The organism is Floridaenema evergladense BLCC-F167, from assembly GCF_041929205.2.
GTDB lineage: Bacteria > Cyanobacteriota > Cyanobacteriia > Cyanobacteriales > Aerosakkonemataceae > Floridanema > Floridanema evergladense.
This window is the reverse complement of the sequence record NZ_CM171625.1, coordinates 4708183-4728708: the sequence shown is the minus strand read 5'-3', so window position 1 is coordinate 4728708 and position 20526 is coordinate 4708183. Positions and strand designations below refer to the sequence as shown.

The following is a 20526-nucleotide window of genomic DNA, read 5'->3' as shown; positions in this document are numbered from 1 at the left end:
CATCTCCTCGCTATCGAGCGATCGTTAGTCTGATTTTGCCATATACACGGTACTGGTCAACGGTTGTCAAGAATTTGGCAACTCCACAAGTGGCTTAAAATCACATTTCTGTTGCCAGCTTTTCATCATTAAAAACAAATCAGTAGAGCGATAATGCTACGCATCGCTGCGCGATCGCACTCTCAACAACCCAACGAATAACCGTCAGCTAAAATTGTTGTAGCTTGGTGATGTATAGAAATGATGGAAACTGAGTTATTAGATAAAGCGATCGCACTGGCACAAACTGCCCACGCCAACCAAGTCGATAAAGCAGGCGCACCCTATATTGGTCATCCGTTAAGGGTAATGAATAGTTTAAGTACTGTTGCAGAAAAAATTGTTGGTGTTTTGCACGATAGTATAGAAGACTCAGAACTTACCTTGAAAGATTTGCAAAATGCTGGTTTTCCTGATGAAGTTATAGAAGCAATTGAGGCGATTACAAAAAAACCGCACGAAGACTATCAAGTTTATCTCAATCGAGTTATGGGTAATGCTTTAGCACTTAGGGTAAAAATCGCTGATATGCTCGATAATATGGACATTAAACGAATTGCTGAACCTACAGAAAAAGATTGGAAACGATTAAGAAAATACCAAGAAGTTCTCCCCAAATTACAAGCTGCTCTGTCTCGTTTTGAATCTGCGTAAATTTCAGTTCACCTACCCACTGTAATCAAAGCAGCAGGTAAGTGAACAGATTAAAAATAATTGGGATATAACGATCGCATTTCGCGTATCGCACCACCTGATAACTAGATTTGGACTTGGGCTTGCAGGTCTTGGAGACTTAAAGTATCCCCATTACTAAATACAAACTGTTCGACGTTGGTGAAATTCATGTTTCCAATTTGAATGTCAAACGAACTACCAACAGACAAAAGGGATTGATTGTAATCAATTCCTAACTCTGCGGTATCAAAACCTTTGCCTCCATCTACGTTTTGCGATCCGAATCCCTGAATTAGGTCATTACCTTTACCTAAATAGATCGTGCCTCCGCCGTCAAAACCACCAGTAAGGGCATCAACGATATCATTGCCGTTGCCAGTATCGATGATGCTGTAGTTGCGGATACCGCTAGTCATACCACTACCGATAATGATGTCATCACCATTGCCAGTGGTGATAGTGTCCACATCGTTACCTGTGCCATTTAGGATACCGACGGATGCAATGCTGCTGACAATAGTGCTGATGCCACTGATTATGTCGTTTCCATCGCCAGTATCTATAGTGCTTCCACTTTGGTTTACGATAGCATTGCCAAAGCCAAATTCGCCGCCAGTAGTGGCAGTAGCAGTAATTAAGTCATTTCCAGATCTGGTATTAATCACGCCTTTCTGCTGGTTGGAAATGCCGCCAGCAAGACCAGTGCCAGTGATTGTGTCATCACCATTTTCCGTATCGATCGTCCCACTCTGGTTGAAGACACCAAAAACGCCACCATCACCAGTAATTAAGTCTTCACCATTGTCAGTATTGATAATGCCACCATTATTGAAGATACCAACACTGCCAGGGCCAGTGGCAATACCAGTAATTGTGTCTTTACCATTACCAGTATTGAGCGTGCCACCCTGGTTGAAGAGGCCAACAGCACCATCGCCAGTGGCAATGCCAGTGATGCGATCCTTACCATTATCAGTATTGAGCGTGCCGATGTTGAAGATGCCCAAGAAGCCAGTGCCAGTAATTATGTCCTCGCCACCAAGAGAGTTGACCGTGACACCAGAAGCGATGATAATTTCATCACCTGAATCTACAATATCGGCTCGATTCGTCCATGTCCCAGAACCAAAAGGCCCACTCCAACCGTTTTCAGTAAGTTGAGTCGTCATAAGCTATCACTTCTCCTTAAAGCTGAGAAGCTTTTTAGATATTTTTCACTATATAAAGAAATTGTCAGGAATTGATAAAGAGCTTTGCACTAGTTCTAGGCTAAAGACTCAATCTGGGAAATCCTTGACAAACTGGATTGTGGCGATCGCCCTTTCTTGTTTCAGCCCTCTGACGGAAGCGGAATTGTTGGCTGCTGTTGTGAAATCTAAGTAATTTGGTGCTAAAGCCTTTGGCGAGAAATAGATTTGGGTGAGATCTTTATGAAAACTAGTTTGGCAGGTTTAGCTGTATTTAGTTTCCTAGCCTTAGCGTCTTCTCCCACCTTGGCACAAACCGCAAGTAATTACCGTACTTTTGCTGATTGGTGCGCCAATAAAGCTAGTCTTCCTGCTGATGCAAGGCATACGGTTGAGGTGTTGTTAAGAGAGGCTGGAACACAAGACTGTCAAGAAGCTAACCAGACGCTTTCTACTATGATTTATCTCGACCTTAGCAATAATCAAATCAGCAACTTGCAACCCTTGTCTGGTCTTACTAATCTGGATTTGCTCGAACTGAACGACAATCAAATCAGCAACTTGCAACCCTTGTCTAGTCTTACTAATCTGGCTTGGCTCCAACTGAACAACAATCAAATTAGCAACTTGCAACCCTTGTCTAGCCTGACTAAGTTTTATCTCCTCGAACTGAGAGACAATCAAATCAGCAACCTGCAACCCTTGTCTGGCCTTACTAAGTTGAATTTCCTCATCCTCGAAAGGAATCAAATCAGCAACCTACAACCTTTGTCTAGTCTTACTAATTTGACTGTACTCCACCTTAGCAATAATCAAATCAGCAACTTGCAACCCTTGTCTAGTCTTACTAATTTGACTGTACTCCACCTTAGCAATAATCAAATCAGCAACTTGCAACCCTTATCTGGCCTTACTAAGTTGACTGAACTCGACCTCTACCAAAATCAAATCAGCAACCTACAACCTTTGTCTGGTCTTACTAAGCTGACTTACCTCGTCCTGGCTGACAATCCAATGTTGACGAACAGAACTTGCCCAGTCAAACCAGAATCTATTTGTAAATTCTAATTTGTCAATGGTTTGCAGAGTTAGTAATGCGATCGCCTTCCTCTTCTAGCTAACCTTTTAGAAGCATCACTAAACACCATTAAATAAAAATGCTTGAAGAGAACAGAATTATCACCCAAATAACGGAACTGACAATGTTTGCTGCTGGCCTAATAGTTGTTGCAAACCCCTGCTTCCTGCCATCATCTAACGCTTTCACCCCATTTTTTAATTGTGATAGTTTTTCTTCACTTCCTAAAATTCACAAAACACTTCCGACAATAATTCAGCAATTGCTGTCACACCTGTTCGTAAAGCATTTGTTCCACTTAAAGTTGTGCCATCTTCATCAGTAAAATTCCCGCAATTATCCCAACCAGGAACATTCGCTAACACTAAACATTTGCCTAGTTGATACACTGCTTCTTCGATCGCATCTTGACTAAAACTAAGTTCCTCTTTAACTTTCTTACATTCCTCAGCAATTAATTCCAGTTCCACCAATTGCCGATATTGTTCTGCTGTCAAGTTACTAGGCTCCACACAGTCAGCATAATTGTTAATCTCTAACGGAAACTGCCATTTTGTTCCCGGTTTTAACACAAATTTACCAACTGCTACTGGTTTATCAAATCGCCAATCATTGACTATTGTTGACCCAGTAAATAATCCCAGTTTTCCCGCATGAATTGGATGTTTGACAATCTTAACTACTGTTCCCGGTTCAATGGAGTTGCTAGTTTCTACTGTGACAGTTTCATCAATTGTTGTAACAGAAGCAGATTCGACTTGTTCTTGAAGTGCTTTGATTTGCTGTTCTTGTAAGTTAATTAGTTGTTGGTATTGATTTAATTTTAATTGTAAGGTAGTTAATTCTGAAGCAATGGAAATATTATCGATTGGTGCCGAATTTTCTTTAACTTCTGCAATTTCATTTTTCAGTGCAGCAATAGTTCGGTTTTGTTGTTGGACAAGTTCAATCAGTTCATTATACTCACGAGTAGTAATCGGAATCCCACCACCACCATGTTTTGTTGTTGGTTTGTGCAAGTATGTCGCAATGGCAATAATTAATTCAGCTACAGTTGGCTGAGGATTTAATTCATCTTTGACTCGCAAACGTGCTAATAAATTGGCTTTGGCTAACACTGCATCAGTATCGGTAATGTGGTAAATCCGAAAAGCACGATCGATGTCTTCATCAGTTAACCGACGTAAAGATAAACTTTTGTCGATCGCTGAATTTAAACAACCGATCGTCTCATCAGTTAACATTAACTGATTCATCAATGAACGTTGACATTTTTTCAGTTTCCCTAATTTGCCTTCAATATCATTACGAGTGCGTTCATCATCATTTAACTGCTCGTTTAACCCAGAAATTGTGGCTAACAGATTCAGAAATTCATCGAAGGTATCTTTATCTAAAGCCCGGAGTTCGGAGGCTGGTTGCAGATAGATTTCTCCATCTCCAAAACCGCGAATTGATAACAGTTCGTCTTCTTCATTTAGTAACAATCCAATTTTGTTGAGGAAAACTACTGGACTACCTGCTGTTAATGTGGGATCGATCGCTCTTTCGTTAGTAGACGCTAATCTTTCCTTGATGAGCGAAATTGTCCATTTGGTTTGAGTCGTAAGAATCGCTTCTACTTGACTTTCACTACCAGCTAACAACAAAGCAGTGTGGCACAGAGGCAGATTCAAAATGTGCTGTTGTAAGTTAGGGAATTTCGCTATTAGTTTTGCCTGGGTTGTTAAATTACGGAAATAACGTACCAGTTCTTTCGGAAAACAGTGTTTGAGCAGTTTTTGAAATTCGGTTTTACCTAATGCTGCTTCTAATTGCTTGAGTTTGTCTCCCAGTTCTAAAGCTTGCTCCTTGAGGTGAACAAAAGTTGCGGAGTGAGAGTTTCCCAGTTGTACGACTTCTTTAGCTAACTCGACAGTATCAGTTGCGGTAGAAGCTGCGAAAGTGAAGCCGTTGAGTTTGTTGGTTGCAACAAATTTTGTGGTAGATGGCATGATGATGCTCCAATTGACTTGATTTTGAGTTAATGTGTTGGTTGATTTTTTAGTTTCTTTGGAAGTGCGCTCTTGGATTTCAGGAGCCACTTCGACTTTCTGTGCTCAGAAAAAAGCGGTTTTGTTAACCTGTTTATCAGAATAACAGAAAACTTGGTGATTTGCTATCATGTTTAGTGTGTTAACAAAAAAAACTCCGGCATAATTGAGAAAGAACAAGTTAACAAGTTGAACAGTGACTAACAAACAAAGTCAAACCAAGCCGATGGTTGGCTTAAGGATGGAGCAAGAAGACCTGGAACGCATAGACCAGATTGCGAAGGTTTCTGGTAGGACTCGCAGCGATGTCATGCTGGAGGCAATACTGAATTACTGGAATATTCGGCAGTATGAAACCGTGATGTCTGACATTCATACATTGCGAACAGAGATGGAAGCTCGACTCACTGCTTTAGAAGAAAAGTTGCAACTCAAGAGTTGATCGTTGCTCAGAGTTGAAGATATAAGATTTTGTTACAAGTCTTTAAGTGATTACTGACCTTTGCTATTAACTAAATGGCTCGGATTTTCTAGCACTTGACCTCAACTGAGATGATGAATTTCCCTGCTGTCAAAAGTAAAGTTATTTATCATCTTGAATGTAGATGCTAAGGAAAATGGTAAGTTAATAAGTGAAGCTACAAAGCTTCATCAGATAAAGATTACAGCTAAAGTCCACTATTAACTAAGGAGGAAAAAAGCTGTTTCATCTAAAATCGATTGTGTTAACTAACAACAGCACTCAACAACTAGAAAACTGATATTTCCTAAGCTGAAAAAAAGGGAGTAAGGCAACTGAATTTAAGTTTTACAGTGTCTCTCCAAGTAGCATTAATGTGAGGAAATTACTCAGTAAGTCCAGTTTGGGTGCTGTTGTTGTGAAAGTTTAATTTGGGCAAAATATTAAGCTATCACCCGATCGAAAACGCGAACGTGCAACACCTCATTACTCATCAAAGGTTCAATCTGCGATTGAGCTACTGTAATCACTGCGATCGTTTCCCCAACAGCATTAAATACCTCTAAACTATAGCCATCCTCATCATCCAGTACGGGGTGATGTTCGACAATTGTTGCTACATCTCCCTGACAGAGTTTGTATTGGGGTAAATCTTCCCGTAATGCCACTCGCGTAAACAGTTCAAATTTCATGCTTAAACCCCCTTATCGGGAAATAAAGTAATAAACTTGGTTTGTCCAGTTGCTTTCTCGATCATCCAAATTGTAACCACTGGTAAAACTACCCGATTAACACCTGTCAAAGTTCCGCGAATTTGATAATGATCGCCAAATCGTGTTTGTTCTGTGAATACTGCATCTAGTGGTAATATTTGTTCTCGCAAATCCTGTTCTAATTGTTGCCAGTTTTCTTGAGTATAACCAGCTTGTGCCAGAAACTTTGATTTGTCATCCTGTGGCAGTAGTTTGAGTAGATATTGAGTCAATTTAGCTGGTGCAATAATCGCATCAGGAGGTAATTTCATACTTTGACTCTAGCAAAAACTTGACTTACTCCGGGGATACCCGTAAACAAAAACATTTGACTAAATACATCAACTTAAACATAGTAATTAGTTTACCATTACTAACTGTAAATCAGTCTCTTTGTTACGATATAAACTAGCTTCTGCTAAAACAGTTTGCTCCTCTGGACTAAGTACTTTCGGTTGCATTTGATTCAAATTATCTAACACAGCATCAGCGATCGATGTCTCGCTAAACAAATAGTATTCAGTTAAGTTACCAATCCGATAATTAAACGGTTTATACCGATGCTTAAAATACAACTCAACATTTCCCCGATGTGACCACAATCCCAGTACACTAACTTTAATATTCTGGTAATGAGAACGTAAATCTCTCTCAATGTCAGGGATGCGTTGGGTAATTGTTGGCGTAGCCTGCGCGTAGCGCGTATCGCTTAGTTACCCCAATTTTATGCAAAATTAACCCATCCACTTCAATTCGCAGATAGTACAAATTATGTAATAAAATGCTGGCTAACTGAGCACGATATAACCGTAAATCAACTAATCTTTCTGCTAAATTTAACGATTTAATTACTTGTGCTAATTCTGCTTGACGTGAAAGTTCAGTTAATTTAGCTAACAATAATGGTTCTTGAATTTGATTAAATTCATGCAATGGTAAAGTGCCTACAGGGATTTTACCTAAAGCAGTAAACTCATAAGCGGGTGGTTGAAGGTAAACATTTTTCTGTAATACCTTGGCTTTAATTAACGGCTTTAGTTCCGGTAAATGCGGAATCCCCCAATCATAAACCCCAAAAGATTGCCAGAGTTTTTGCAATAATTGTAATGCCGTTCCTGATAATTTAATATTAAAGTTATCATACAGTGGTAAAGTAGGTAAATCCTTTTTTGTGGCTACAGGATAACAAGTTTCCTCAGCATGAGCGAAGTGGTGTTGCTTAACTTTTCCTTTTCTAGCTATTAATTTACCAGCACAATAGGGACAGAATAATTTGGTTTTGCCACTGGGTACATCAGCAATTTCAAATAAGCTATTGTCTTCATCAACTGCATATTTAAGCCTTAAGCCACGTCATCTGTTGAGTTCCTTTGTTTAGGTGAGCAAATCTTTAACTACCTTGTGTTGTTCAGTTAAGAAAGCACCCTAATTTTAGTTTAATATTTTCTTAATGTTTTTGGGAATAGGGGATTGGCTAACAATTAAAATCAAAGACAGCTTGATTTTGTTGGTAATAGATGAGCAGTAATAGTGACGAAAATAAACTGAATCAGTCTGTAGACTACAGCCGACTACAGACTATTACCAATTAAAATAAACGGTGCCCAGTAATAAGGATGAACAAAACCTTTGTTCAAAAGGCTAAGTTGTGCTTGCTGTAGAGCCGCAGTTTTTGAAACAGGTACCCAATTAGTTCCCTTGGCTAAATTACTGTAGAATTCTTGCATCAATTCGCTGGTACTGCGATCGTTTACTTGCCATAAAGAAGCGATGACAGCTTTTGCACCTCGACCGAGGAAATAATAACTAATTCCAGCAATTTCCACGCCTTCCGCATCTAGCCCACCTAATGCTGTTTCGCAAGCAGATAGAACTACTAAATGAACCTCTACTAAATCTTGTAAAGTTTCAATCTGGGGAATTGTTAACTTTTCACCAGTCCCTAGTAACAAAAAAGAATCTTTGGGGCGACCTGCGACAAATTGCCCATGAGTAGCAATATGTAAAATCTTTTTTCCTGATAAATTATCTCGCATAGTCCGAAAATCAAATTCTCGGTTTAAAAATGCCTGACCGGGATAAATTCCCTGAGAATCATCATTTCTTTTTCGGACGACTCTATTAATTTCATCCTCAACATTTGGTAAAGCATTAAAATTTAAAATTGCTTTAGATAAACCAAGTGCTAAAACCGAAATATTTTCTCTGCCAACGGGTAGACGATCGCTTACATCAGTTAAATCGGCAGACAATATAGTAGAAATTGTATAGTTTTCTATTAAATATTTTTGTCCGTCAAACAATGCACTCATGGAAATGTAGCGCGTCACGCGATCGAGGGAAAAAACTAAATTTTTTACTGGATTAGTTTTCAGTTCAGATTCTAAAGGTTTAATTAACCAATCGTAAAGTTGTTTTCCCGTAGCCTTGACTTCGGCAATATTAGAATTAGGATTTTGCAGCAGCAGCCGAAATTTTAAGACGGTTTGACCCAATTCTTGTTGTTTGACTGGAACTTCTAAGCTTTTAACAATTCCACCTGGGGCTGCCCATAATAACCAAATTTTATCTTTTAATACCAAAGGATAAATCAGTATTGTACCTGGTTGCGCTGCGATAATTTCTCTAGCTTTACGACCTAAATCTTTGGGATTGAGGATGGCTTCATCCTGAGTCTGAAGCGAGCGAATTTGTTTAACTAAACTTTCTACAGATTGATTATACTGGCGGGTTAAAGCATCACGTTTATCTAATAGCTCACTAAGTTGATTACAGCGATTTTTCTGGCATTCATCCACTTGCTGTCCAAAAGCAATTAAACTGCCATAAATTTCGATAATTTTCTCTTCCGTTGGGTTTAACTGACTACCATTCGTTTCTCCTCCGGCTCTACTATTTTCTGTGAACTGGCGTAATTCTTGAATTTTCAGAAGTTCCAAGATTTGTTGCGCTTCTAAAATTCGTCCTTGAGAAAGCAATAAATTGGCTAATGAACGATAAGTATCTGCAACAGTTTGAGTATAAGATTCTTGTTGTTCGCGTGATAATGGTTTGAGGTTTTCCCGAATTGCTTGTGTAACATTAACTGATTGTTTGTAAAACACAATAGCTAGTTCTGGTTGATTTTGTTTTTCTAGTAAGAAAGCAATGTTACTCAGAGTTACTCTTTGGGCTGGTCGATCGCCTATTTCTCGCTGAATAGCTAAGGCACGTTGATAAGTCTCTAAGGCTTTTTGATCTTGACCATTATTTTGATAAACTACGGCTATACTGTTAAAAGTGATTGCTTCTCCAGAGCGATCGCCGATATTTTGTCTAATTGCTAAAGATTTTTGCAAGTATTCCAATGCTTGAGAATAATCAGCTTGTCTATCATAAACTATGCCGATATTAGTCAGAGTATTAGCTGCCCCGGCGCGATCGCCAATTTCTTGTTTAATAGCTAAAGACTGCTGATAAAAATTTAAAGCTTGAGTATACTGACTTAAGCGATCGTAAACTAATCCAATATTATTTAAAGTAGCACTTTCTGAAGGACGCGCACCCAGTTTTTGAATAATTGTTAAAGCTTTTTTGTGGGCTGATAAAGCTTGGTTATATTGACCTAAAGTGTAGTAGATTCCGCCAATGTCATTATGCAGATTTGCAGCATCCACCAGTTTGCCAATTGTTTGATTAATTGTCAGTGCTTGCTGATAAAAATCTAAAGCTTTTTGGTACTCTCCTTGACTATCGTAAACTGTTGCCATAAAACTGAGAGTTACTGCTTCACCACTGCGATCTTTAATATCTTTACGAATAGTTAAAGCTTGTTGATAATACTCAAGTGCGCGACCATATTGACCATTGCTGTAATATACGAATCCTATATTGTTGAGAGCGCGACCAATGGTTATGCGATCGCCAGTTATTCGAGCTATTTCTAACGCTTCTTGGTAAAAATTTAAGGCTTGGTCATATTGACTTAATCTGCGATAAACAATACCAATACTCAGAAGTGTACGACCTTCACTGGTGCGATCGCCTTCTTGTTTACTGATAGCCAAAGCTTGCTGCAAAACAGCCATTGCTTTATCATATTGACCAAGATCTTTGTAGACTATACCCAAGCGTCTAAGTGTCTCTCCAGTACTTACTCGATCGCCCAGTTCTTGATGAATCAGCAAAGCTTGTTGTAAAATTTCTAATGCTTTTGAATATTGGTTTAGTTCGCCATAAATTTCCCCCATGTTACTTAGTGTTATTCCTACACCTGCTCGATCGCCTAATCCTTGGCGAATCTTCAGTACTTGTTCAAATATTTGTAAAGCCTCATAAAACTGACTTTGGTAAAGTTTTTCAACACCTAACTTAAAAAGGCTGTCTGCTTGTAATTTTGGCTCTAACAATTGAGAAAGAATCTGATTTTTGGTAATTGGTGTTTGTCCCAGAACTTTTGGTATATTATTGTGAGAAATTTCTGCTAGTTGTACAGGTAAAATTAGTGAAAAGAATAAGCCAAAGCTACTCACCAAAAATGATGATAAATCTAAATTCATTGAGGATTGCCTCTATCAAGAATTAAATTAAGCATTACGATTTATTAACGAGTACCACCACCACTTCCTGTTGAGCGGGGTACATTAGATTCTGGAGGAGTATAATGTTGATATCCTGGCGTTATTGAACCTGTATTGTTTTGTGTATTATTAGATCTTTCTTCATCAGGGATAAGTATACCAGCAGGCAGTCCAATGACATTAGTGAGATTAGTTGCTTTCAGGTTAACGCCCATCAAATTGGCATTAGTTAAATCGGCATTAGATAGATTAGCACCATTCAAATTAGCACCACTTAAATCAGCACCATTCAAATTAGCACCACTTAAGTCTGCACCACTTAAATTGGCGTTTTTCAGATCGACACCACTTAGATCGCAACCTTGACATACATTAGTATTGATTAACTGTTTCAGGTGTTCGGGATTACCTGCACTAGCTGGGAAAACTGCGAGGCACAAAGGTAATGATGTAGTAATAACAATAAATAATGGTTTCATGATTACGGTTTATCAACCATTGAGAGTTAGCATATCTATTTTTATAACAGTTTTTTTGTTAAGTTCGATCGCTTTCTCCCCAGATTCACTATGATTCAAACATCCTCAGCATTTTGGGTGTTGATATCATCTGGGGGTTCCTGGTGGTTGACAGAAGGACTCAACCTATTTGCTAATGCCCGTAACACCTCAGCCATTTGTTCAGGACTCATCAATCTAATTTGCAGCAACAGACCGTCATCAGGAGGAGTTTGTTGAATTTTGACATCCATTTGCGCCAAACGACCGATAATCATTTGGGCTAATCTGGCAGCTTCCTGATGGTGAAGTTGATCGACAACACTCATCGCTTCTTCAGCAGTGCGGTAAGGTCTGATATCTACTTTGTCCCGTTCCTGGGCCACAGCAATCAATTCTTCCAGAGTGTAAGGAGTGTGGATAGCAAGATTAGCCAAAGTCGCAATGTCAGGATTTTTCACATCAGACAATTCTAAACGACGTATAGTGGCATGGCTGACTCCGCTGATTGCCTCAAACTCACGATAACTGCGTGAACCTCTAGCAAGCTTAATAATCTGGGCAAGCTTGAGCAAACCTGATTCTGGATACAGTGGTTCCGGCATTGGGGATTAGGTGTTAGCCCGCATTTCTCACAAACAATAAAAAATCAATTTACATGACCTGATGTAAGACTTTTTTTGATACATCATCAATTGAAATTTAGGTAGGGAAATAAGTTAAGTATAATTCGTGATTTATCAAGATAAAATAGTTACTCTATTTATCTTAGTACTGAAATCGAAATGCTGTGTTCATAAAATTAAACATTACAAAACCGGGCTTAGATAAAACCAAGCCAAAGTCTCATTACTGGAGTTTAGACTATCGCACCGAAGGTGCGATGTCTAAACTCCAGTATTAAAGCGCAGTTTGATTTTTGGAATTGATCCAGAACTTTACGGAGTGTGGGGAGCGACCGGGAAAGTCTATCCAACCGAGTAATGTAAATTTGTTTGACCAATCCGCGGCGAACCCAAACCATCATTTTCTGGAAATTGGGGCGATCGGATTCTTTGCTTTCACGACCGTTCGGCTGACGGCTTCGACGGTGAGCTCAGCCGAACCGCTCACGGAAGCCTGACTCTACATCAACCAGCACTAACTCTACTCCAGTTGATTTTAGACGAGCTATCTGCTGCTCAAGTGCATGACTATTTTGACTTTGCTCAACAGTGGAAACCCTCGCATAAGCAATTATTTCCGGGATTTCAGCAATTTTCTCCTGTTTGCTCACAAGCACCAATACTTACCCAACTGCTAGATAATGTACCATCTAGCTCGCTATACCACTCCTTTTTCCAAATTGGTGCGTTATGCTTCAGAGTATCGATCGCATATTGACAAGCAGCAAAAGCCTCCGATCTATGGGGACAACCTACAGCAACCAACACGCTAATTTCCCCAATCTTTAATCGTCCAATTCGATGATAAATCACCACCCGATTTACATCTAACCAAGTATTACGAATCTGGGTTGCTATTTGAGCAAATATTTGTAAAGCCATCGGTTGATATGCTTGATATTCTAACATCACCACAGCTTTCCCATCAGTTTGATTGCGAACCATTCCACTCATAACTACGATCGCACCATTAGCCGGATCGTCCGCTAAAGTGTAAACTTCCTCTAAAGATAAAGGCGCAAAAGTAATGGCAAATCTGTCATTTGGATGACATTTAATCCGAGAATTTAATGAACTGAGAACAGTAGAATTCATAAGCACAAAAGATTACATAAACTGCCAATTTTATTTCTATATCCCTGACTTCTTCAACAAGTTGGAGATCTGAATTTAACTTTTACCTCCACCAATTAGATATAATAAAGCCATGCGAATTGCTACACCACTAGTCACTTGCTGAGAAATTAAACTAAACTCAAGATCGTCCATTAAATCAGAACTAATTTCTACTCCCCGATTTACTGGCCCTGGATGTAAGACTTTAACTTCAGACTTACATAATTTTAATCTAGCACGAGTAATCCCATATCTTTGATGATATTCTCGCAAACTAGGTAACAAATTCTGTGTCATTCTTTCCCGTTGCAAACGTAAAGTCATCACAAAATCTGCATCTTTTAATGCAGGTTCCACATCCCAATGTAAAAATAATTTCCGTTCAGGAACTACGAAATTTTCCTGATTTTCAGGCATCCAATCAGCAAATAGTTTTGGTAACAAAGTTGGTGGGCCAGCTAAGTGGACTTCTGCTCCAGCTGCTGTTAAACTCCAAATATTAGATCTGGCTACTCGTGAATGCAGAATATCGCCAACAATTGCCACTTTTTTATTTTGTAAAAGTTCAATTTTCGGTTGTTTTGCATCTAAAACAGAACAAATTGTAAACAAATCTAGTAATGCTTGTGAGGGATGTTCGTGTTGACCATCGCCAGCATTAAGTACGCTCACTTGTGATTGTAATCGATCCATTTCATCTGCGATCGCTTGCGGAACTCCAGCTTCCCGATGACGAATTACCATTATATTTGTACCCATTGCTAGGTAGGTTTTCGCCGTATCTAAAATTGTTTCCCCTTTGCTTAATGAAGAGGTTGCTGGCGCAAAACTGAGTGTATCTGCTGAAAGTCTTTTAGCTGCTAATTCAAAACTGTTACGAGTCCGGGTTGATGGTTCAAAAAACAAATTAGCTACTACCTGTCCTTGCAACGTCGGTACTTTCTTTACCCGGCGGGAGAGTACTTCTTGAAAACTAGCTGCTGTCTGCAAAACAATATCGTACTCTGCTGGTAAGAAATCAGCTAAGGAAATGATGTGATCGCGTGTCCAAATACTACCCATATAATTTAATAACCTAAATGAAAAATCCTATAAATACTTAAAAGAATTATAAATTTTTCATTATGTTAACAAAATAGTTAAACATAGAAGAATTACTGAGGTAAGCTGCACTAGAAATAGATTAAAACAAGGGATGAGTAGATTATAGGCTAAAAAAGCAAAAAATGAACCATAAGAATAAACTCAAGATTTTGCAATTTATCAAGCAAGTACTCATACCTTGTTCGATCGCGATCGATCTAACATTAGCGTCTATTTATCTAATTAGCAGTATTTTACTTGGTAAATCTCTCAGCAACTTTGATTTTGATATCCCCAGAACAATACCCGTTTTATTCGCTGCCTGTAAATTGTTTGCGATCGGGTTTTTATTAACACTAGCATCTTGTTGGCGACGACATGAACTACCCAAAAAATCTTGGTGTTTACTCTTAGCTGTAGGCACAGCATTTCTTTATGTATCGCAAGATAAAATCTGGAAATTTCACCTATTTATCCATCGCTTTTCTTGGATGCCAGAATTTAAAAGTGGGGGTATAGAATGGGTATTTTTTTATTTGCCAATTATCCTCTTAACTATTGTATTAGGTTATCGACAATTAATAGCACTTTGGCGTTCCTATCTCCACAGCACATTCTTTACTGTATTGGGAATCGGGATATTTTTACTAGGAGGAATAGGAGTGGAAGTGATTAACGCTCAAATTTTTAAACCCTATATTCCCCAAATAGCAAATAGTCTTAATACCACAACTGCGATCGTCAACTCAGTTAAAGATACCATTGAAGAATTAACAGAATTAATAGGCGAAAGCATAACTATTTTCGGTCTAACTTTATTTTTTATTACCAGATTAGCCGAAGTAGATAGCAAGACAAAGAGACAAAGAGAAGGGGAAAATTGAATTGAAAAACTACAATTTAAAATTCCCCAATCCCCAGTCCCCAGTCCCCAGTCCCTCAATGAGCTTTTAAACCAAAAACATTTAAAGATAGCGAGATTAAAGAGAGGAAAATTACAAATCCCACTGCATCTAAAGTAGTAGTTAATAATGGCCCACTCATCATCGCTGGATCGAGTTTTAAACGTTTAATTCCCATAGGTAATAAAGTACCCAAAATCACAGCGACAAACACATTAATTGCCATTACTAACCCAGCGATTATACCCACCCATCTGGAACCGGGAGTAGTCCAAATAAAGGAAAGTAAAAACAAAGTTAAACCCAAAACAGAAGCAGTTCCCAAAGCCGCTAAAATTTCCTTACGTAAGATTTTTAGCGTATCTAAAGGCGTAACTTCTCCCACACTTAATCCGCGAATAGTCACAGTGACAGCTTGAATTGCTACAGTTCCCCCAGTATTAGAAAAAATCGGCATAATTACCGCTAAAACTGGCACTTGAGAAATCACAGTTTGAAAAGGTGCGATCGCACTTGCCGCCCCAATATACAACGCCATCACCCCCAACAACCAAGGCAAACGATTCTGAATCGTCACCCAAGGCGAAGACAAAGCTTCCTCATCACCACTACTTACCCCAGCTAATCGCTGAATATCCTCAGTAGCTTCTTCCTCTAAAATGTCAATCACATCATCGATCGTGACAATACCCACCAAACGGTCTTCCCGATCGACCACAGGCAACGCAATCAAATCATAACGCTGCATCAATCGCGCCACCTCTTCTTGAGGCATTTCCGTATAAGCTTTAATCACCCGATCGCTAGCAACATCACGAATCAAAGCATCAGGAATCGAAAACAACAACTGCCGCAACGACACCACCTGCACCAACTTGCGGTTATTGTCAGTCACGTAAGCATAGTAAATCGTTTCCTTATCCTGGTCGCTTAACCGAATTTTGCTTAAAGCTTCGCCAACCGTCAAACCTTCGCGCAGACGCACATACTCAGTCGTCATCACCCGACCTGCCGTACCTTCTGGATAACCCAAAATAGTCGCAGTTGCTTGTCGTTCGGCGGGACTGAGTTGTTGTACCAACCGTTTTACCACTCCCGCTGGTAACTCATCAAATAATTCTGCTCGGTCATCAGGTCGCATTGCCTCCATAATTTGACATACATGAGTATCTTGCAGCGAACCAATCAATTCTTCCTGCACTTCCTGTGGTAAATATTCAAATACATCTATTGCCTGCGCTTTATTGAGTAGGCGAAAAGCGATCGCCCGTCGTTCCCCAGGCAAATCAGTAATATAATCGCCAACATCCACCGCTGGCAAAGAATTAAGTTCAGATTTTAGCTGATTTAAGTCAGCAATATCCTCTAGCGTAACACGCCCTTCTTGTGTCAGCATTCAACCTCCTAGTCTCCCCCGCGCCGGGAGACAAACGTCACCAGCTTAGGGGAGGATAATACTGTCAGATAATGGACTTTTGTCCATGAATTTAAAAAACTGAATTCGACACTGATATAAATAGCACAAATGAGGCAGAGTACCAGTACCTCTATGCTATCCCTTCTGTTGCCAATTCACAATCAGCCAATCGGGTGGCAAGAAGACAAGGGGACAGGGGGACAAGGGCGAGTTATGAGTTTTGAGTTATGAGTTTTAAGTTATTAATTCAAAACTTAAAACTTAAAACTCATCACTAACGAAGGGACAAGGGGACAAGGTGACAAGAGCAAATTCTACCAACTACCCACTACCCACTACCCCATAGACAGTTGTTCTGGACTATACTTTATTGCTAGAATTCAGCCACCGCATTTATTTAATACAGAGATTTACCAATGGACGTAAAAATCGTTCTTTTAGCCCTAACCGTACTCTTTATTCTGTCGAGTCTCTTTTTCGGCACGAAAAATGGATTCTATGATACAGACAATTATCACGGTAATGGAACAGCCCACTAAATAAGATTGTTTCTCTTTAAGCGAGCTCCAGATAGTTGAAGCGGTGACGCAGAGATTAATTTAGAGAGCATTTCAGAGAATCGTATCAGCCAAAAGTAAACAGGCAAAAATCAGCGATCGGATTTCTTTGATTCCCGCTTTGCCCTTTTACTTTTGGTTATCCTCGTATCTACGGTGGAAAATAACCTAATTAATTTGCGAAATGCTTAATATAAAAGGAATCCCAGTCCCGTAGGACAGGCATCCTGCCTGTCATCCCAGTCACTAAAACCAGGTTTTCCACCATAAGTATAAGAGAGCCTTACTTTAAATTAATCTTAGGTTAGCGAAAAGTATCGGAAGGCATCGTGATTGATCTAGAATGCTTGCCCTATAGTGTCAATCACGCAGGTGAAGGTATTTGTCTACTCCTGCGAATGGGGCCATATCGCATTCTTTTAGATTGTGGCATGGCTGACATATCATCCTTGCTAACTATTAACAAGAAAATACCACCAGCTGATTTAGTACTATGTAGCCACGCCCATCCCGATCATGCTAGAGGTTTGTTGGCTTTACATAAAGCTTTTCCTCAATTACCAATTTATGCCAGTGAAGTCACTACGCAATTGTTGCCGCTGAACTGGTCGGAGTTGGAACCTAAGAAAATCCCGTCATTTTGTCAAGCTTTACCTTGGCGATCGCCAATCGAATTTCACGATGGACTGTGCGCCGAACTGTTCCCCGCCGGACACTTACCAGGCGCAGCAGCAATCCGTCTTACCTATACTACCCTCCGTCGCAGCTACACGCTCCTCTACACAGGTGATTTTTTTCTCTCCAACTCCCGTTTAGTCGAAGGTTTACCCCTCGACTCTTTACGGGGAATTGAACCGGATATTCTGATTATTGAAGGCACTTACGGTACTGCCCGCCATCCCCACCGTCGTCAACAAGAAAACCAACTCGCAGAACGGATTAGTCGCGCCGTTAGCACCGGAAAATCAATCCTCATGCCAGTTCCAGCTTTAGGATTAGGTCAAGAAATCCTCATGCTGTTGCGGAGTCATCACTTATTTACAGGTCGGGACTTAGATATTTGGGTAGATGGTACTGTCGCCGCTGGATGTGATGCTTACCTGGAACTGTTACCTCATCTTCCTGCTTCCGTGCAAAACTTTTCTCGTCACCAACCTTTATTTTGGGACGAACGAGTGCGCCCCCGCGTGCGCCGCTTACAATCGGAACAAGTTACTCAGTTAGGAAAAACTAGCTGTATCGTGCTTACTGATGAAACAGTTGATTTGAGTAAATATTTTCATCCCAATGCGGAAGCTTGGGTAGTTTTATTACCGCAAAGACCAGGACGATCGGCAATAGAAGATTATCAGATTCAGACAAAAAACTCTGGTGTTCTGAGTGTGGAAAGTTACCTTTTAGCTCAACATTGTGATGGCCCAGGTACAACCCAGCTGATCCATAATTTGCGCCCGCAGCACGTGGTCTTTGTTCACGGTTCTCCCACGTATTTGGCAGATTTAACTAGCTTGGAGGAGTTACAAAACCGTTACCACTTACATTCCCCTAACGCTGGTACGCTTGTAGAATTGCCGATCGGAGAAACATTTTTACAACCCGCTGCCCCAGAAACTAACTACGAAGGCGAACTCACCGAATTAGGTACGATCGTCACCATTAATTTACCTGACACGATTACTTCAGATCCCCGCTGGCAAAATTTTGCGGATACTGGTTTAGTGGAAGCGCGTTGGCAAGGTGAAGAATTGGTATTGCGCGGGTTAACTCAACGAGAATTATTGACTCAACGAAGCGATCGCTTACCCGCTGACCTAGCTTGCTGCGGCAACTGCCGTTATATGCGCGGACAACGTTGCCGAAATCCAGCATCACCTCTGTTTGATTTTAAAGTCACACCAGATGGATACTGCCCTGTATTTGAACCCTCTTCTAAAGCAGAACGGGAAAATGGCGATAATTCTAATTAACAGGAGTTGCGATTTAACAAAATTAAGACTGGTCGTTGGTAGTAGGTAGTGGGTAATTGGATTTTCCCATTACCCACTACCCATTACCTATTAATCCAAATTAGAATCAGGAAAATGGTTGCGAATTTGCTCTGCTTCTGGACAATCATCCGAAACTAGAGGTTCGACATTACCTCTCGGTACTGAAGCTAATTTTTGACTCACGGCACCTATACTTTCTAAGCGTACCATCTCTTCCCAGGAAGAGACCTCATCATCTTCATCTGTCTCATAGCGTAAAGTTACTAAATCTCCCTCAATATCAATAATTCGGGCACGTTCGATCCAACGTTGCTGGTCCCGCAAGAACACACAGACTTCTCGACCATCGCAACAGAGTTGATATATCTTGCGGTGTAGCATATATTACTTCTCCTGAACAGGGAACTCTTCAAGTACTTAGTTTGTTAATCTACCTTTGGCGACTGACTTCGGGAAAATTGCTTTACATTTAGCCAGCCATTTCATCTAAAGCCACATCCTCAGAGGTGTCACCACATCCTGATGTTTATCTGATGCTTTAGTTAAAAAAAGTTTATCTCGAATTGAGCAACAGATAGCAGGTGGAAAAGAATTTTTTTGTTTGTCGGTAACGGTGGTAGTAATCATTTAAGGATATAAGCGTTCAACGAGATTCGATCGCGTGAGAGCAAACGCCATGATATAGATATCTTTTATTCTATCAACTCTTTTGTTTTATTACTCTAGGGAAAACTACCAAATTTGTAGTAATTACCACAGCAAACTGTACAAATAAGAAATTTTTGCTTAACAGTAGGTGTCTCAAACCCATTACTCATCAAGGCTGTTAACACTTACCCTTAATAACTGCTAATCTTTCTCTATTTATAAAATAATTTTTTCTTACTTGCTAAACTCAGCCAATCTACACCAGCTCCTAGCAAAGTACATGATTTATTTACTGCTTGCTTCACTATTTTTTGTGCTTCGAGTCTATATAACTGTGGCAATCTCAAAGCAATCTCAAGATTAAATCTTAAAATTCCCAATAAAAGCACAAATTTTTTTTATATTACAGACTATCTAATCTATCTAACGGCAATTTGCCTTGTGGGAGTTTTGCCGTTAGTCCTTGTTTACTATTAAATCTCAGTTAACAGTTGTTTGATGTATCTATGAATACACTACACTCCCCCAATTAGAAATATTGGTTAGATGCGTATCTTCTAGACTGGGCTGTACGTACTCTATGAGAGTTCGTGTCACTGCCCCGCGTGCCTCTCGCTCAATTTGACCAGAATTGACTGCATAGTACAAGGAAGAGAGGGCATCTAAGTCAGCGGATTGATAGCCTTTATAGGCCAAAACTTGACCAATCAGACCTTCGGAAGCAACACTTAAACACCCTGTTTGAAAAGCTGACTTAACTAGTGAACGAATCATAGCGACTTCCTGAGCATCCTTGATGCGTTAACCGTCAATACTAGTCTTAAACATCTGGTTTTAAAAGTAAATGATAGGCGGCGGTAGCAGGTTGTG

General features: G+C 39.9%; 21 protein-coding genes. 5 read left to right on the top strand and 16 right to left on the bottom strand.

Annotation, left to right across the window (positions count from 1 at the left end; all coding sequences use genetic code 11):
• Nucleotides 1-240 precede the first annotated feature (240 nt).
• Complete coding sequence (locus ACE1CA_RS23045; RefSeq protein WP_413278873.1) at nt 241-693, top strand: GTP pyrophosphokinase; 453 nt, start codon at nt 241-243, stop codon at nt 691-693.
• 104 nt (nt 694-797) lie between these two features.
• Here the strand turns inward: ACE1CA_RS23045 and ACE1CA_RS23040 are convergent, their stop codons facing one another.
• Nucleotides 798-1883, bottom strand: a complete 1086-nt coding sequence (locus ACE1CA_RS23040) for a hypothetical protein (RefSeq protein WP_413278874.1) — start codon at nt 1881-1883, stop codon at nt 798-800.
• Nucleotides 1884-2144: 261 nt separating this feature from the next.
• Here ACE1CA_RS23040 and ACE1CA_RS23035 point away from each other — a divergent pair, with 261 nt between their 5' ends.
• Nucleotides 2145-2969 (top strand): leucine-rich repeat domain-containing protein, encoded by an 825-nt coding sequence (locus ACE1CA_RS23035; protein WP_486517495.1) that lies wholly within the window; start codon nt 2145-2147, stop codon nt 2967-2969.
• A gap of 234 nt (nt 2970-3203) precedes the next feature.
• Here the strand turns inward: ACE1CA_RS23035 and ACE1CA_RS23030 are convergent, their stop codons facing one another.
• Nucleotides 3204-5063: a hypothetical protein gene (locus ACE1CA_RS23030; RefSeq protein WP_413278876.1), complete on the bottom strand. Its 1860-nt coding sequence runs from the start codon at nt 5061-5063 to the stop codon at nt 3204-3206.
• 145 nt (nt 5064-5208) lie between these two features.
• Between ACE1CA_RS23030 and ACE1CA_RS23025 the strand changes: the two genes are divergently transcribed.
• Nucleotides 5209-5454, top strand: coding sequence for a ribbon-helix-helix protein, CopG family (locus ACE1CA_RS23025; RefSeq protein WP_413257399.1), 246 nt, complete (start codon nt 5209-5211; stop codon nt 5452-5454).
• A 461-nt stretch (nt 5455-5915) separates the two neighbouring features.
• Here the strand turns inward: ACE1CA_RS23025 and ACE1CA_RS23020 are convergent, their stop codons facing one another.
• The 11 genes from ACE1CA_RS23020 to ACE1CA_RS22970 form a co-directional block, all read right to left on the bottom strand.
• Nucleotides 5916-6164: a DUF4926 domain-containing protein gene (locus ACE1CA_RS23020; RefSeq protein WP_413278877.1), complete on the bottom strand. Its 249-nt coding sequence runs from the start codon at nt 6162-6164 to the stop codon at nt 5916-5918.
• A 2-nt stretch (nt 6165-6166) separates the two neighbouring features.
• On the bottom strand, nt 6167-6496 hold the full coding sequence (locus ACE1CA_RS23015) for a DUF6883 domain-containing protein (protein ID WP_413278878.1): 330 nt from the start codon (nt 6494-6496) through the stop codon (nt 6167-6169).
• An 87-nt stretch (nt 6497-6583) separates the two neighbouring features.
• Nucleotides 6584-6799: a hypothetical protein gene (locus ACE1CA_RS23010; protein WP_413278879.1), complete on the bottom strand. Its 216-nt coding sequence runs from the start codon at nt 6797-6799 to the stop codon at nt 6584-6586.
• Between the two features lie 82 nt (nt 6800-6881).
• Nucleotides 6882-7322 (bottom strand): hypothetical protein, encoded by a 441-nt coding sequence (locus ACE1CA_RS23005; protein WP_413278880.1) that lies wholly within the window; start codon nt 7320-7322, stop codon nt 6882-6884.
• Nucleotides 7323-7795: 473 nt separating this feature from the next.
• A complete protein-coding gene (locus tag ACE1CA_RS23000; RefSeq protein WP_413278881.1) occupies nt 7796-10762 on the bottom strand; it encodes a CHAT domain-containing protein in 2967 nt (988 codons plus the stop codon).
• Nucleotides 10763-10806: 44 nt separating this feature from the next.
• Nucleotides 10807-11262: a pentapeptide repeat-containing protein gene (locus tag ACE1CA_RS22995; RefSeq protein WP_413278882.1), complete on the bottom strand. Its 456-nt coding sequence runs from the start codon at nt 11260-11262 to the stop codon at nt 10807-10809.
• 95 nt (nt 11263-11357) lie between these two features.
• Nucleotides 11358-11885 (bottom strand): hypothetical protein, encoded by a 528-nt coding sequence (locus ACE1CA_RS22990; protein ID WP_413278883.1) that lies wholly within the window; start codon nt 11883-11885, stop codon nt 11358-11360.
• A gap of 254 nt (nt 11886-12139) precedes the next feature.
• Nucleotides 12140-12304, bottom strand: coding sequence for a hypothetical protein (locus ACE1CA_RS22985; RefSeq protein WP_486517983.1), 165 nt, complete (start codon nt 12302-12304; stop codon nt 12140-12142).
• A gap of 72 nt (nt 12305-12376) precedes the next feature.
• Nucleotides 12377-12556, bottom strand: a complete 180-nt coding sequence (locus ACE1CA_RS22980) for a hypothetical protein (protein WP_413276881.1) — start codon at nt 12554-12556, stop codon at nt 12377-12379.
• A complete protein-coding gene (locus ACE1CA_RS22975; protein WP_413276880.1) occupies nt 12531-13040 on the bottom strand; it encodes a molybdenum cofactor biosynthesis protein MoaE in 510 nt (169 codons plus the stop codon). Before ACE1CA_RS22975 ends, ACE1CA_RS22980 begins: the two co-directional genes overlap by 26 nt.
• Before the next feature lie 75 nt (nt 13041-13115).
• The gene (locus tag ACE1CA_RS22970; RefSeq protein ID WP_413276879.1) at nt 13116-14123 is read right to left on the bottom strand and encodes an aspartate carbamoyltransferase catalytic subunit; all 1008 of its coding nucleotides are present in this window, start codon (nt 14121-14123) and stop codon (nt 13116-13118) included.
• A 164-nt stretch (nt 14124-14287) separates the two neighbouring features.
• Here ACE1CA_RS22970 and ACE1CA_RS22965 point away from each other — a divergent pair, with 164 nt between their 5' ends.
• A complete protein-coding gene (locus ACE1CA_RS22965; RefSeq protein WP_413276878.1) occupies nt 14288-15028 on the top strand; it encodes a hypothetical protein in 741 nt (246 codons plus the stop codon).
• A 55-nt stretch (nt 15029-15083) separates the two neighbouring features.
• On the opposite strand, the gene mgtE is transcribed toward ACE1CA_RS22965, so the two are convergent.
• Complete coding sequence (gene mgtE / locus ACE1CA_RS22960) at nt 15084-16442, bottom strand: magnesium transporter (RefSeq protein WP_413276877.1); 1359 nt, start codon at nt 16440-16442, stop codon at nt 15084-15086.
• A gap of 910 nt (nt 16443-17352) precedes the next feature.
• Here mgtE and ACE1CA_RS22955 point away from each other — a divergent pair.
• Complete coding sequence (locus ACE1CA_RS22955) at nt 17353-18987, top strand: MBL fold metallo-hydrolase (RefSeq protein ID WP_413276890.1); 1635 nt, start codon at nt 17353-17355, stop codon at nt 18985-18987.
• Nucleotides 18988-19077: 90 nt separating this feature from the next.
• On the opposite strand, the gene ACE1CA_RS22950 is transcribed toward ACE1CA_RS22955, so the two are convergent.
• Together ACE1CA_RS22950 and ACE1CA_RS22945 are read right to left on the bottom strand one after the other, a co-directional pair.
• Complete coding sequence (locus tag ACE1CA_RS22950) at nt 19078-19389, bottom strand: DUF6679 family protein (RefSeq protein ID WP_193982428.1); 312 nt, start codon at nt 19387-19389, stop codon at nt 19078-19080.
• 771 nt (nt 19390-20160) lie between these two features.
• Nucleotides 20161-20430, bottom strand: coding sequence for a hypothetical protein (locus tag ACE1CA_RS22945; protein WP_413276876.1), 270 nt, complete (start codon nt 20428-20430; stop codon nt 20161-20163).
• Nucleotides 20431-20526 lie beyond the last annotated feature (96 nt).